We start from the raw sequence: 13,535 nt of genomic DNA on the forward strand, positions 1-13,535 counted from the left end.
TTCGCGAGCCGGAGATCGCCCCATCCGGAACCTGGGCTCCCGCTCCGGCGGGGCCCAGGTCTTTTCCGTTCGTTTGTCGGTCGTGCGCGGCGCGCTGGCTGCCAGGGTGGTACGAGCAGAAGCGCTGGACGGTTCTGCTCCGGCTGCGTCGGGGCTGCGCGGTGTCAGGAGAAGCAGAAGCCGAGTGAATCGGTGCCTGCTGTCCGGTGAGAGACGAGCTCGGGAGAGACGCTTCGTTGGCGAGAGCGGCAGCGCGCGACCGGCCGCAGGTGTCCGGTTGGGCGTGGCCAGCGCGGACTCACTGGCCGTTCGGCCCGGCAAGAGGTCGTGCAGGTCTGGGTGCCCGCCGGAGCGGGCGCGATGCCGCACAGTGGGTACTGGAGATCGGCTGGTGAGGACCGAGCGATCAGGCCCAGGCGATGGCGACAACGCGCCCCTGCTCGTCGCAGCGGGCGATGCCCAACTTGACCGGCTCGCTTGCGGCTGGATCGCGGGCGCGATCGGCGACGAGGTGCGGCAAGACCAGGCGCGCGTTGTCGACGAGCGGGAGCGCGGGAAGATCGGTCGGGGCGACCCAGTGGAGCGTCCCCTCCCGACTCGCCGAGATTGTCAGGGGGCTGGCGAGTTCGCCGGTGAAGTAGAGGAGCAGTTCCAGTTCGGCGCTCGCCGGACGGTGCTGCAGGAGGACGCGGCGCAGGACGAGCGAGGGTACGTCGTGGAGCGGTATTCCGGTCTCTTCAGCGAGTTCTCGGCGAGCGGCGCTGGCCAAGTCAGCCAGCTCGGTCGGCTCGACGCGTCCCCCGAGACCGGTCCAGAGATCGGGGAAACGATGGCGCTGGGTATGGCGGTGGAGGAGCAGACACCGCTCACCGGCGAAGAGGAGCGTCACCGTGAAGACTGCCAGCGCGTTCGGGGCAGTCATCGTCTCAACAGGTGGGGCCGGGCGGGAACGAGCTGCCGGACTCGGCGAAGGGGTCCCAGCGCAGCGCCTCGTCGACTGAATCGAACCAGGTGATGGCTGCGCTGTTGACCACGGCGATCACCGAGTCGCCCTGGAAGAAGTACCGGAAGTAACCGGGCTCGATCGCCTGGACGCCGGGCGCGCCGCGGAGGAGCTCGATGAGCTCCGGCTCGTCGGGGGTGGCGACGAGTGTCTGATCGGCGGCGCAATCGGCGTAACGATTGGTCGCCAGATAGGTCAGGCCGGGAATCGGCGGGAGCGGCTCGCTATGCTCGACGATCCAGTACAAGGGTGGCTCGGTCAGCCAGCCCAGATCCTCGTCCGGTGGTGTGCCGTCCCAGGTTTCGATTTCGCTCGTCATCCGCACCGTCCCGTCGCGTCGATCGCCGCGTGGGCCTAGTCTGCCTGAGCATAGCACTCTGGTCGCTCCCTGCAAAGAGGGAGGATCGGACGCAGTACCCAGGACTCTCGGACCGGATCGAGCCGCCCGTGCTGAAACGGTCGCTCGGCCAACCCACTCGTCAGGAAGCGAGGCGATGGGAAGGGTGATCAGCGGGGCCGCCCCGCAGGCGTCGCCGCTGTGCTGCCCGTTCCCGAGCTGGCTCGATCACGACTGGTGCGTTCCGCTTTCCTCCTCGCGCTGGAGAGCCTCCAGGGCGAGTTTGGCCAGTCCACCGGCGATGTGGACGTTGTGCTCGCTGGGTTCCTCGCCGCGGAGGCGCTCCAGCACGGCTGCCTCGGGAGCGCGCAGGAGGTGGCGCGCTGCCGCGCTGGAGACACCGAGGAACCGGGCGATCTCTTCGGCTGGCCAGTGATGCTCTTCGGCGAGGACTACCGCGTAGGCTGCTTCCATCAGACTGGGTAACCAGGTGAGCCGTCGCAACTCGACCAGCTGGCGTGGCCCGCCGACGAGCTCGATGGCTTTGAGGAAGACGCGGAGCGCGCGCTGATCGATGTCCGGTGGCTGCGGCGTGACCTCGATCGGTGTCATTCCACCTCCTCCTCTCCTGTGCTGACAGCTGCACCGCGTGCGAGGTCGCTCAGCCGCGGTCCGATCCGCACCAGTCCTTCTGGGGTGATCTCGAGTAGGTGCGTGGCCGTATCGTGACCGCTCATCCGGCAACCATCGATCCGAAAGAGCCGGACCGTCTCGCCGATCGGCGTCCGGTACAGTTTTGCTTGCTGGTAGGACAGGACCGGTTGCTTGGCGAGGACGAGCGAGCCATCGAGGATGTGACCGACGGCGAATCCGCCGGCAGCTTCGGCGGTGAGGAGCTCGTGCCCGCTCCGCTTTTGGGAGACCGCCAGTGCGGTCTGGTGCCATTTCTTGAGAAACAGATACAGAGGGCGCACGATTTCGCGCGCCTGCATCTCGCGGGCCTCATAGAAGCCGGTGAGCGAGTCGATGACCACGGCCTGGGCATGGTAGGTCCGGATGGCGAAGGCGAGCGTGCTTAGGAGCGTGCCGAGATCGTGCGTCAAGCTGGTGTGCGTGGCCGCGTCGATCAGAATGATGGCGCGGTCGATCGCCTCGCGGGGTACTCCCATTGCCTGCGCGCGGAGCTGGAGACTGCCGGCGACGAACGGCCCTGGTGCCTCGGTCGTGAGGAAGATGCAGGGCTCACCTCGCCGGGCCCGCTCCACCGCGAACTGCTCGACCATGAGACTCTTGCCGGTATCGGATACCCCGGTGACCTGGAGGACCGCGTAGCGTGGGATACCGCCCAGGACACGCCGCACGGCCTTCCCCTCGCGCCACTCGGTGACGAAGAAGAGTTCGTCGAGTCCCGGGACTCCGGTCGGGACACCCTCGAGCTGGGGAACGCGCTGGGCCAGTTCCTGTAATGGAGTGACCGCTTCGACGAGCGGTTCCTGTCGTTCGCGCATGATCGACTGCCTCTCGTCCTTTCCCCGCCCTCGCGCAGCATCGGCGCACCCTCGCCACCTCGGCCGGTGCCATCCATCTTACCGCTGGTTGCACCAGGAAACGCCGGAGGAGTGCGGTCGCGGGAGCGGCTCCTGTCCGGACACCCCTTGCGGTGTACGTACACTCGTGCTAGGCTTCGAAAGCGCGCGGCGTACACTCGTGGTGGTCGAGAGGAGGGGCGGCGATGGCGACGATTCCGACACGGCTGCCGGAGACAGCGTTTCCCTTCCGCTCGCCGCCGCCCACGGTACGCCTGGTACGGAGCGAGTCGGCGGCGCATCCTTTCGCCCTGACGATCGCGGCTGCCTGGTCGTGTTACGGTGCGCGTCCGGCGAGTGTCGAGCGCGTGGCCGAACTCTTCGCTGGCAATGGGGAGGCGACCAAGGCAGCGCGGCGCGAGCGGGCTGCTGCGCTCTATCCTGACCTGTTCACGGCAGGCCATCACACCACTTTCCAGCATGCGCACTTCGTCTTCGTGCTGGATGGTGTCTCGCGCCTGGCCATCTGGTCGTTCTTCCACCATCATCCCTTCTACAACTCGGAGCAGGTCTCGCAGCGCTACCGCGAGGTGACCGGCGCCACGATGGTGACGCCGGAACTCCCGGAACCGTTGGCGGCGCTCTACCGGGCGGCGATGGAGCGAGCGCTCAGTGGGTACCGCCGGCTGGTCGAGCTCCTGACTCCCGATATGGCTCGGCGCTATGCCGAGGTGTTCCCGGCGCGGGCACGCAGCCAGCGTCCTGAGGTGCAGGAACGCGTCCGCACGGCGGTCCAGCGCCGGGCCCAGGAGGTGGCCCGTTACGTTCTGCCGCTGGCCACACCGGCGCACCTCTACCACACCGTCAACGCGCTCACGCTGCTCCGCTACTACGCGCTGGCCAACCAGCTCGACGTGCCGCGCGAGGTGCGCTACGTCGTCAACCGGATGGTCGAGGAGGTGCTGGCGGTCGATCCCAACTTTCTCGGTGCGCCGGGCCACCCGCTCGACCCGCAGGTGCTGGCGCTCGAGGACACGCTGGAGTACCGGGCGTTGCGGGCATTCAGCGAGGCGGTGGAGCGCTCGGCCAGCGAGGTGTTCTTCCGCGAGTTCGACGCGGCGCTCGGTCCCTACCATTCGCGGCTCGTGGCCTACACGCCCGATGCCGAGCGGGTGCTGGCTGACGCGGTGCGCACCGTGCTCGGGCGCACGCGCAGCGAGCTCGACGACGACACGGCGATCGCGCTGGTGCTCGACCCGGCGCGCAACCACTACTTGGGGCACCCGCTGTACCTGGCGATGCACTCGAAGCTGATGCAGACGCTCAACCACGTCTCCTTCACGTTCCAGAAGCGGATCAGCGGGGCGGAGGACGCGCAGAACCAGCGACATCGCGGCACGGCGAGTTCCGGCCCGGTTCTGCTGGCCCACTTGCGCGAGGAGCCGGACGTGATCGTGCCGGAGGACATCGCGCGGGTGCCGGAAGCGCTGGAAGAGTACTGGGCGACGATCCGGGTGCTGTGGGAGACGAAGAATCGGTTGCTCGATGCTGGCGTGGCGCCGGAGTACGCGCTCTATCTCCTTCCCAACGCGCACCACGTCCGGTTCTACGAATCGGGGACGCTCCTCACCTACTTCTGGAAGTGGGTGAAGCGACTGTGCTTCGACGCGCAGCGGGAGATCTGGGAGACGGCCCGGCAGGAGACCGAGCAGGTGGCACGCGTGTTGCCGCGGATCGGCCGCTACGTGGCGCAACCGCCCTGCGTCCTGCGCGACCAGGCTGGACTGCACCCGCCCTGTCCGGAAGGGGAGCGCTACTGCGGCGTGCCGGTGTGGCGCGGTTACGACCCGGCGACGCTCCGGGAGCGGCGGTTGCTGTAGTGGCAGGGGATGGCGGCGCGATGCGCGCGACAGAGATCCAGACTGAATGCTGGGTTCAGGACGCAGAGCTCGAGCGGGTGCCCAGAGCCTCTAACGTGACCAGATGAGGCAGGTTGGCCGACTCGTGGATCGGGGATCGGGTGCGGCGACCGCCGCGTTAAAGGGGCTCCTGCAGAAAATTGCAGCGGGTTGCACAAGTGAGGGGCCGCTCAGCTGTATGACGAATAATTGTCCTCATCAGCCTGATCACGGTCTCGACCGGATACGGGCGGTCCGGTCGCGCTGTTCAGTTCACCGTCGCTGGAATCCTTCTCCATTGACTTTCTTCTGCTTTTGGGGGGCTTTGTCGTAGGCCCCTTGGGGCCTGTAGAACCAGAAGTTGAGTGGGCACGCCGGATCTCTCGTGCGCAGGCCCTCACAGGTATCGAGAGTGGTATCTACTTTGAGCTGGTGACATGTTGTGAGGACGGTGTCCAGGACAGAGAAACGCATCTTTGTCCGCTTGCTTAGCTGTAAGAGGCGCTCGTTCTCTTGGGTGGGAGGCAACCGGCGCTGACCGCGCTGCTCCTGACGCCATTCTTGGAAGTCAGTCCAATGTTCGTGGGAAAAGACAGCCAGGCCAGAGAAAAGGTCGGCGAGCATCACGATCGGGGTGGCATGTGACGTGACCGGCCTCAGTTCGGCAATAGAGGGGGACGATACTGACTCAATCAGCTGCGGAGGCTGCTGCCGATGGTGGCGAGCCAAACCACGGCGCAGCATCAGAGGGAGGTTGTCCCAGTCAATTCCACTCTGTTGATCCGCATAAATCGCCCAGCACGCTTCGGCCGGCCAGCGTCGGGTCAGGACGACCATGCAGATACGGAACAGCAGTCGCTGCAGGTTGTTGAGATCGTCGCGTCGTCGCACTTTGTGGCGGGAATCCTCGATATCCCAGATCAGCACATCGACACGAAGCTGATTCTGAGCGATCAGGCGGAGAGCCGTGCTGAGCAGGTCGCAAGCTGCATCGCGATCCCGGTCACGATCGATCTTTGACCATTTCAGCTCACCCGTGATCCCATGTTTGATCAGGTTCTCTTTGATGGCTTGCTCGATATCCACCTGCCACTGTGCTTCCAGCGTGACGAGACCAAGAGCTCGGTAGCGACCCGTATTCCAGTGCGATTCATCAGCGAAGGCGAGGTGGGTAACCCTCACATTCTCCGCCGGCGGATGCATGACGTTGCGCTCCTCCGATCCATCAGACCGATAGGTCCAAGCTCGAGCAATGACTGCTGCCTGCAAGGTCGTCCCAGAGCACGGTGAGTTTCGTCGGTATGTCACCTCCCAGAAAGAGAGTAAATCGTAGTAGAGCCTCGCCGCCCGGTTCCAGGTGGTGAGGGATGCGAGACATAATAGCCATAGCTCCGACAGCCTCGTATGGTCTTGCCTCTTGGCCGTCGAGTAAGAGGCGCAGGTTGGTGGCCCTGGCCTTACCGGCATTGTGCAGTTTCAAACGATAGCTATTGCGCGACTGTCCGTTTTCGCTTTGTGTGACTTCAATGATGGTGGCCCGCACGAACGCCCGTCGCTCCAGGGCGCGTTCGTGCCGATAGCGCAATGCCGTGAGGACAGCCGTGATCGTTGTCGCGGCGGCAGTCATGAACGCAGCGACCAATTCGAACATGTTCATGAGGTACCTCCTGGTCGAGAGCGTTTGCGATGGTCAGTTTCCTCGCAATGTGTACGTACACTCCCTCCCCGAGTCTACCGGATAATCTGTGCTACTGTCAACGATACGCCCAGCTTGCACGCTGCTGATCTGCTGCCGCGTGCTGCCCACACGCATGACTACCCCGCACTCGAGCGGGCCGCGTTGCGGCAGCCCGCATCAGTGTCGTGTTCAGTACCGAAGGACTACCTTCGATCGAGAACGAGCTGAGGCGGCACATTGCGTGGGGATAAAGCGCTCTGAATGGTCGACGATCAGTCACATGCACCGCTGGAACGGCAGAAACACGCTGCGTGGACAGGGTCCCCTCCGACCTCGCGCCCGGGCCGGATCCGGTTTATCCTATCTCTACTACCGATAGGTCCTGTTGCGTGGTGTCCTACGAGGCTGCAGCGATGGTGGGGTAGGGCGAACGATGGCCAAGACGCTCGCTGAACTGTGTATTCCGCGCGAATGGGTATTCGACCCGAGCGTTCGTGACACGGTCCATGACATTGACGAGCTGGATCAACTCGACCCGGAGCGCTTCTTCGCCGAGAACTATGTGACTGAGGGGATGCGGCAACTGCTCAGCGAGGCCTTCAAGCGTCTGGAGGGGCGGACCGAGAACGCTTCCGGTATCTTCTTACTCTCGCAGTCCATGGGTGGTGGCAAGACGCATAACCTGCTGGCACTTGGGCTCCTCGCCAAGTATCCCAAGTGGCGCGAGCCGGTCATGGGCTCCTTTTATCGACCAGGACCGCTCGGGTCGGTTCGGGTGGTTGCCTTCAGCGGACGGAAGACGAATACTCCCTACGGTATCTGGGGTGAGATCGCTGAACGACTGAACCGGCGGGAGGTGTTGCGCGACTTCTACAGTCCGCTCCGGGCACCGGGTGTGGAAAACTGGGTCGAGCTCTTGCGGGGTGATCCGGTTCTCCTGCTCCTCGACGAGTTGCCGCCCTATTTCCAGGCTGCGCGAGCGATTCAAGTCGGGCAAACGACGCTCGACCACCTGACTACCGTCGCTCTCGCCAATCTCCTGGTCGCCGTCGCCAGCGGGAAACTCCCGAACGTCTGTGTCGTTCTCACCGACCTGCGTGCCCAGGCCTACGAGGCGGGGAGCACGGCAATCTCGGAGGCGCTCCGCAATCTGGAGCTGGAGGCGAACCGCACTGCAACGCGGATCGATCCCGTTCGCTTGAATACGGCCGAGTTGTACGCGATCCTGAGACAACGACTCTTCAAGGCCCTTCCCTCGGATGCGGAGATCAGCGAGGTTGCAGACGCCTACGCCCAAGCACTCGAGCAGGCGCGCGTGCTCGACTTGACTGCGTTCCCGCCACAAGCCGTGCGGAGCGAGATCCTGTCTTCGTACCCCTTCCATCCGGGGATCCGCGACCTTTTCGCCCGCTTTCGCGAGAATCCTGGCTTTCAGCAAACACGTGCGCTGATTCGCATCATGCGGATTGTCGTCGCGCAGTTGTGGTCGGCGGGCGCCGCGCGCTACAAGTTTCTGATCGGGGCTCATGACGTCGACCTCAGCCGCTCGGATATGATCAGTGAGATCCGGCAGATCAATGCCGCACTCGAGAACGCGATCGCCCACGACATTGTCGATGAGCGGGGTGGCGCGGTTGCCCAACAGATCGACGCTGAACTCGGTGGGAGCGGTGCTCGTGATGCGGCAACGTTGATTTTCCTCTCCTCGTTGTCGCTGGCGGTCAATCCGGTCCTCGGGTTAGATCGATCGGAGATCTTCGGTTATCTGGCCGAACCGGGTCGTGACCTTACGCAGGTGCGAGAGGCTCTGGATCGTCTCCAGCAGCGTGCCTGGTATCTCCACCCGACGGCAGCTGGGAAGCTGCTCTTCAAGAACGTCGAGAACCTGAACGCGAAACTCGAAAGTTACGCGAGGGGACTACGCGACGAACGCGAACTCGAGCTCCGGGACCGCCTCCGCGAGATGTTCGCGCCGAAGGTCGGCAACTGTTACCAGGTCGTGGAACCGTTGCCAGCGCTCGATCAGATTCAGCTGAGTCCGGAACGGGTGACGCTGATCGTCTTCCGACCACTGCCGACAGCTCTGGACGAGGTACGACGCTGGTGGGAAAACCAGCAATACAAGAACCGAGTCCTCTTCCTCACGGGAACGCCCTCCGGTTACGAGCGTGTGATCGAGCGCGCGGCCTATCTCCGAGCCATCCGGCAGATCCTGCAGGAGTTCAAGCAGCAGAATCTCCCGGAGACCGATCCGCAGTTCATCGAGGCGCTCAAGATTGCCGAGCGAGAGGAGAGCGCGTTCTACCTGGCTTGCCGCGAAACCTTTCAGATCCTCTACTACCCGCACCGGACCGGGCTCGTTCAGGTCGAGCTCGACCCGCGGTACGTCGCGAACCGTTACGAGGGAGAACAGCAAATCGTGGAAGCCCTCAAGGCGGTCGGAAAGTTCCGTGAGGATACTGGCCCGGACTCGGTGGGGTTCCGGCAGCTCCTCGAGAGCCGCCTGTGGCCGGAGGGGCAAAAGGAAGTGCTCTGGTCGGAGATCAAGCGGCGAGCGGCAACGGACGCCGGCTGGGTACTCCATCACCCGCGGGCGCTCGACCACCTCAAGGACGCGCTCGTCCAGCGAGACATCTGGCGCGATATCGGTGGGGGGTACATCCAGCGCGGGCCGTTCCCGAAGCCGAAAACGTCGGTACAGGTCCAACGTCTCTTCCGCGACCACAACACCGGCGAAGCCAACCTCCGCATCCAACCCTTGCACGGAGACACGATCTACTATAGTTTCGACGGCCCTCCCACCACGCAGTCGGCGAAGCTCGAGGGTAACCAGCTCACGACCCGGGCATTGCGCATCTGGTTCCTCGCCGTCGACTCGCGAGGGGAGCACGAGACCGGCGAGCCGGTGTGCTGGACGAACGACCTGGAAGTTAAGTATCGCTTCTACCAGCAGGGTGAGCAGCGGATGTGCGAACTCCGCGCTATCCCCGAAGGGGAGATCCGGTACACGCTCGACGGTTCCAGTCCTGAGCGCAGTGGGATCCGCTATGAGGGGCCGTTTCCGGTCCCGTCGAATACACGGACGATCCTGGCGCAAGCCGTCGCCGACGGGCTGCGCTCTCCTGTCCTCCAGATCGATGTGCCGATGGACCCGATTAGACCGACCGTCGATCCGCGCAAGCCAGCGCTCTGGCGGCGTCGTCACAAGCTGGACGACACGGGGGACACCTATCGCTTCCTCGAGTCGATCGAGCGGCACGGGGCGCGCTTGCGCGGTATCACTGCGACCGTTGCCCGGGAACAGCGCTGGGCCCAGCTGAGCGCTGACCCGCAGACCGAGTTCACCGCGTCCCAGATACGAGAGATGTTGGAAGCGTTGCGCCAGTATATCCCGAGCGGACTGGTCACGCTGGATGCCGAGCAGGTCTGGACCGAGACGGGACAACAGCTGCTCGATCTCGTCGCCGACTTACGGACCGAGCTCCGGTCGGAGGAGGTCCAGCAGTGACGCGCCGACGACAGATCTACGATTTCGGCTTCGATCCGAGCCAGGGCGGTCATCACTTCGAGCTGAGCGACGAAGGTGAGTCGGTGACGCTCGTCGAGTGGTTCGCCTGGAACGGGTCTGACCGAGGGGAAGAGGAGCCGCTGCTCCCTGCCCCGGAGCCGAAGGTGCATCTGGACCGCTATCGCTGGTCGCGGATCGCGGCTGCGGTGGCCGACGAGTTCAATGTTCGTCTCCGGCGAGCTGGACTGCGCCCGGCTACCTGGAAGACGCGGACGCTGCTCGCACCGCACTTCGGGAAAGAGCTGGCCTTGTTGATGTGGGCGGTCGAGGACGTCGACCCGTCGCTCATCCCCAATGTCATCGCGAACTGGCGCGGCTTCGCCCCGGAGGAGCGCTGGTGGCTCTACACGACGATCAACGCGACGGCCGGGCACCCGGAGCACGGGAAAGACCGCGGCTGGCGCAAGGCGATCCGGATCGCACTCGCCGAAAACCCGACCGAGGGGACGCCGTCCTCGGCGCTGCGCGAGCTGGCACCGCTGCTCGAGGCGCAGGAGCGCCGGAGTCGCCGGGAGCGGCGGCGCCCCGAACAGCCGCGCCTGCCGCTCGGTGAATCGTGACAGCTGAGGAGGGGACGGATGCAAACAGGGGAAGGGCCGCACGCTGCTCCACACCCGGTAGCCGAGACGGTGCGAGCCCAGGGCGATGCGCCTGCGTTCATCGAGGTGCAGTTTCCGGTCAGCAAGCTCTCCAAGGAGTGTTACAAGGAGCGCAAGGCTGGCTCTGGCCAGACCTTGAATCCGCTCGGCAAGTGGTGGGGGCGCAAGCCGCTCGTCCTGGTGCGGGCCATCCTGCTCGGACTCCTGATGCCGGCCACGGACGATCCAGCCGCTGACCGCGAGGCCTTCCTCGCCGCGCTGACGATGGACGACGACGGGATGCTCCGCCGGTTCGCCGGTCAAGCGAGCCCTGCCGACCTCGCTCCGTTTTGTACCCCGCGCGAGCGCGCCGAGTACTTCGTGAGCGAGAACGGGAAGCTGAGCTGGCGGCCCGGGCTCTCGGCGGCCGACCGCGAGCACCTCAAGCGGCGGGCCTTCCTCCGCATGGGCTACGACGACCGCCTGCGCTTCTGTCTCCGGCCGGAGGAGGTGGATGGGCCAAGCGAGGCAGCCTGGGAGCGGATCAACCGGCACCTGGGCACGACCGCGCGGAACCTGCCCGACCTCGTCCGCCAGCTGGGTGAACGACGCTTCGGGCACGTGCCGCGGGTGGGTGATGCCTTCTGCGGTGGCGGCAGTGTCCCGTTCGAGGCGGCCCGGCTCGGTTGCGAGGCCTATGCCTCGGACTTGAACCCGGTGGCGGTGCTGCTCACCTGGGGCGCGCTGGCGCTCACCGGCGGCGGGCCGGAGGTCGTCGAGCGCGTGAGAGCGGCCCAGCGCCGCGTTTTCGAGGACGTGCGGCGGCAGGTGGAGGCCTGGGGAATCGAGCGGAACGAGGAGGGATGGGTCGCCGATGCCTACCTGTACTGTCATGAGGTGCGCGATCCGCTGACCGGCTGGTGGGTACCGCTGGCGCCGACCTGGGTAATCTCGAGGAAGCGGCGGGTGGTGGCGAAACTGGTACCCGATCCAGTAACCAAGCGGTTCGCCATCGAGATCCACGAGGGAGTGAGCGAGGCCGAGCTCCGCCGGGCCGAAGAGGACGGAACCTGGGCTAGCGGCGTGCGTTGTCCGGTCGACCGCGACGGGAACTGGCTGCCGCCGGCCCAGCGGCAGGTGACGAGCGCCGAGCAACTCCGCGGCCGGACCGGCCTGCGGCCGTGGGAGAACGATGACCTGGTCCCACGCCCGGACGACGTCTTCCAGGAGCGACTCTACTGCATCCGCTGGATCGATCCCCAGACGGGCGAACGGTTCTACCGGGCGCCGACCGCGGCCGACCTGGCCCGGGAGCAGCGGGTGCTGGAACTCGTGCGCGCGCGCTTCGCCGAGTGGCAGGACAAGGGCTACCTGCCGAGCGCCCGCATCGAACCAGGATACAACACGGACCAGCCGGTCCGTGAGCGTGGCTGGACGCACTGGCACCACCTGTTCAACCCGCGGCAGCTCTTGCTGCACGGCCTCTTGGCCGAGCGCGCGGCCCAGGAAGCCGGGCTGGAGGCGGCGGCGCTCCTCTTGATGCTCGGCCGCGTCGCGAACTGGAATAGCCGGTTGAGTCTGTGGAACAGGGATCACGAGAAGATTGACCAGACCTTCCTCAACCAGGCGCTCAATACCCTGGTCGACTACGCCTGCCGCGCCATGGGCAATCTCGAGACCGCCTTCTGCGCCCGACTCGCTGTTGCGCCAGTCGCTGGTCCCTACCACGTGCAGCCGGCCGATGCGCGCGCGGTCGAGTGGGAGGCTGACATCTGGATCACCGACCCCGGGTATGGCGACAACGTGAACTACCATGAACTCTCCGAGTTCTTCCTGGCCTGGTACGAGAAGCGGCTCCCTCAGCTCTTCCCCGGCTGGTACGCCGATAGCAAGCGAGCGCTCGCGGTGAAGGGCGAGGGGGAGACGTTCCGCCTGGCGCTCGCGGAGTGCTACCGGAACTTGGCGCGCCGCATGCCGGACGACGGCTACCAGGTGGTCCTGTTCGTCCACCAGGATCCGGAGATGTGGGTCGATCTGAGCCTGGTGCTGTGGGCAGCGGGCCTCCAGGTCACTGCCGCCTGGACGGTGCTGACCGAGACCCCGAGAGGGATCCGCTCCGGCAACTACGTCCAGGGGACAGTGCTCCTCGTCCTGCGGAAGCGTCAGGGCGACCGCCGTGGCGAACTGGTCGACCTGTACCCGGAGATTCGAGCTGAGGTCGAGCGCCAGCTGGAAACGATGCTCGCGCTCGACCCGAAGGATGATCCGAATTTCGGCGACGCCGACTACCAGCTCGCCGCCTACGCGGCTGCCCTGCGCGTCCTGACGAGCTACAGCGCAATCGGCGATATCGACGTCGAGCGCGAGTTGCGGCGCCCCCGGAGGCAGGGTGAGGTCACACCGATCGGCCGGATCATCGAGCAGGCCGTGCGGATCGCGACCGACTACCTGGTGCCCGATGGACTCGAGCGGACCGTCTGGCGACAACTTAGCCCGGAAGAGCGACTGTACCTCAAGGGGATCGAGATCGAAGCCCACGGTGAGGCACGCGAAGGGGCCTACCAGGAGTTCGCCCGGACCTACGGTGCGCGGGATTTCCGTTCGCTGCTCGCGAGCCGGTCTGCCAACCGCGCGCGTCTCAAGACACCGTCGGAGTTCGGCAACCGTGAGTTACGACCGATCGGGCAGAGCGGGTTCGGTGGCACGCTCCTCCGTCATGTGCTGTTCGCGATCTACCGGACGGCGAGCGACCCCGAACAGGACCCGCGTCCAGCGCGCCAGTACCTCCGGCAGGAAGTGCCCGACTACTGGCAGGCGCGGCAGACAATCATCGCGCTCCTGCAGTATCTCGGTACGAAACCGGTGGGCCTGGCGCACTGGCAGCCCGACGTGCAGGCGGCGCGACGGCTGAAGGCTGTCGTGGAAGCGGATACCCTGTAACGGAGGC

At 65.5% G+C, this 13,535-nt stretch carries 10 protein-coding genes; 4 read left to right on the top strand and 6 right to left on the bottom strand.

Annotation, left to right across the window (positions count from 1 at the left end; translation table 11 throughout):
- Nucleotides 1-406: 406 nt before the first annotated feature.
- From TRD_RS10430 to TRD_RS10445, 4 genes are all read right to left on the bottom strand, one after another.
- Nucleotides 407-922: an NUDIX hydrolase gene (locus TRD_RS10430; RefSeq protein WP_012642967.1), complete on the bottom strand. Its 516-nt coding sequence runs from the start codon at nucleotides 920-922 to the stop codon at nucleotides 407-409.
- Nucleotides 923-926: 4 nt separating this feature from the next.
- Nucleotides 927-1,322 carry a hypothetical protein gene (locus tag TRD_RS13860; protein WP_052294131.1) on the bottom strand — a complete coding sequence of 132 codons (396 nt, stop codon included), beginning with the start codon at nucleotides 1,320-1,322 and terminating at the stop codon, nucleotides 927-929.
- A 246-nt stretch (nucleotides 1,323-1,568) separates the two neighbouring features.
- The gene (locus TRD_RS10440) at nucleotides 1,569-1,952 is read right to left on the bottom strand and encodes a hypothetical protein (RefSeq protein ID WP_012643312.1); all 384 of its coding nucleotides are present in this window, start codon (nucleotides 1,950-1,952) and stop codon (nucleotides 1,569-1,571) included.
- Nucleotides 1,949-2,848 (bottom strand): KaiC domain-containing protein, encoded by a 900-nt coding sequence (locus TRD_RS10445; RefSeq protein WP_012642838.1) that lies wholly within the window; start codon nucleotides 2,846-2,848, stop codon nucleotides 1,949-1,951. The genes TRD_RS10440 and TRD_RS10445 overlap by 4 nt, the downstream gene beginning before the upstream one ends.
- 224 nt (nucleotides 2,849-3,072) lie before the next feature.
- Here TRD_RS10445 and TRD_RS10450 point away from each other — a divergent pair, with 224 nt between their 5' ends.
- On the top strand, nucleotides 3,073-4,746 hold the full coding sequence (locus TRD_RS10450; protein ID WP_012643046.1) for an FAD-dependent thymidylate synthase: 1,674 nt from the start codon (nucleotides 3,073-3,075) through the stop codon (nucleotides 4,744-4,746).
- Nucleotides 4,747-5,037: 291 nt separating this feature from the next.
- Here TRD_RS10450 and TRD_RS10455 read toward each other — a convergent pair whose 3' ends face one another.
- Both TRD_RS10455 and TRD_RS10460 read right to left on the bottom strand, forming a co-directional pair.
- Nucleotides 5,038-5,967 carry a hypothetical protein gene (locus TRD_RS10455; protein ID WP_012642681.1) on the bottom strand — a complete coding sequence of 310 codons (930 nt, stop codon included), beginning with the start codon at nucleotides 5,965-5,967 and terminating at the stop codon, nucleotides 5,038-5,040.
- A gap of 22 nt (nucleotides 5,968-5,989) precedes the next feature.
- Nucleotides 5,990-6,421: a COG1361 family protein gene (locus tag TRD_RS10460; RefSeq protein WP_012642588.1), complete on the bottom strand. Its 432-nt coding sequence runs from the start codon at nucleotides 6,419-6,421 to the stop codon at nucleotides 5,990-5,992.
- 454 nt (nucleotides 6,422-6,875) lie between these two features.
- Here TRD_RS10460 and TRD_RS10465 point away from each other — a divergent pair, with 454 nt between their 5' ends.
- From TRD_RS10465 to TRD_RS10475, 3 genes are read left to right on the top strand one after another with little or no spacing between them, the layout of a single operon-like run.
- Nucleotides 6,876-9,950: a DUF499 domain-containing protein gene (locus TRD_RS10465; protein ID WP_012642488.1), complete on the top strand. Its 3,075-nt coding sequence runs from the start codon at nucleotides 6,876-6,878 to the stop codon at nucleotides 9,948-9,950.
- Complete coding sequence (locus TRD_RS10470) at nucleotides 9,947-10,570, top strand: DUF3780 domain-containing protein (RefSeq protein WP_012643211.1); 624 nt, start codon at nucleotides 9,947-9,949, stop codon at nucleotides 10,568-10,570. Before TRD_RS10465 ends, TRD_RS10470 begins: the two co-directional genes overlap by 4 nt.
- 18 nt (nucleotides 10,571-10,588) lie before the next feature.
- On the top strand, nucleotides 10,589-13,528 hold the full coding sequence (locus TRD_RS10475; protein WP_012642426.1) for an anti-phage-associated DUF1156 domain-containing protein: 2,940 nt from the start codon (nucleotides 10,589-10,591) through the stop codon (nucleotides 13,526-13,528).
- Nucleotides 13,529-13,535 lie beyond the last annotated feature (7 nt).

The organism is Thermomicrobium roseum DSM 5159 (assembly GCF_000021685.1).
GTDB classification, from domain to species: Bacteria; Chloroflexota; Chloroflexia; order Thermomicrobiales; family Thermomicrobiaceae; genus Thermomicrobium; species Thermomicrobium roseum.

What these genes read in the sequence shown, in the direction of transcription:
- TRD_RS13860 (WP_052294131.1), bottom strand. Translation starts at nt 1,322, where the DNA reads ATGACGAGCGAAATCGAAACCTGGGACGGCACACCACCGGACGAGGAT.
- TRD_RS10445 (WP_012642838.1), bottom strand. Translation starts at nt 2,848, where the DNA reads ATGCGCGAACGACAGGAACCGCTCGTCGAAGCGGTCACTCCATTACAG.
- TRD_RS10430 (WP_012642967.1), bottom strand. Translation starts at nt 922, where the DNA reads ATGACTGCCCCGAACGCGCTGGCAGTCTTCACGGTGACGCTCCTCTTC.
- TRD_RS10475 (WP_012642426.1), top strand. Translation starts at nt 10,589, where the DNA reads ATGCAAACAGGGGAAGGGCCGCACGCTGCTCCACACCCGGTAGCCGAG.
- TRD_RS10450 (WP_012643046.1), top strand. Translation starts at nt 3,073, where the DNA reads ATGGCGACGATTCCGACACGGCTGCCGGAGACAGCGTTTCCCTTCCGC.
- TRD_RS10460 (WP_012642588.1), bottom strand. Translation starts at nt 6,421, where the DNA reads ATGAACATGTTCGAATTGGTCGCTGCGTTCATGACTGCCGCCGCGACA.
- TRD_RS10465 (WP_012642488.1), top strand. Translation starts at nt 6,876, where the DNA reads ATGGCCAAGACGCTCGCTGAACTGTGTATTCCGCGCGAATGGGTATTC.
- TRD_RS10455 (WP_012642681.1), bottom strand. Translation starts at nt 5,967, where the DNA reads ATGCATCCGCCGGCGGAGAATGTGAGGGTTACCCACCTCGCCTTCGCT.
- TRD_RS10440 (WP_012643312.1), bottom strand. Translation starts at nt 1,952, where the DNA reads ATGACACCGATCGAGGTCACGCCGCAGCCACCGGACATCGATCAGCGC.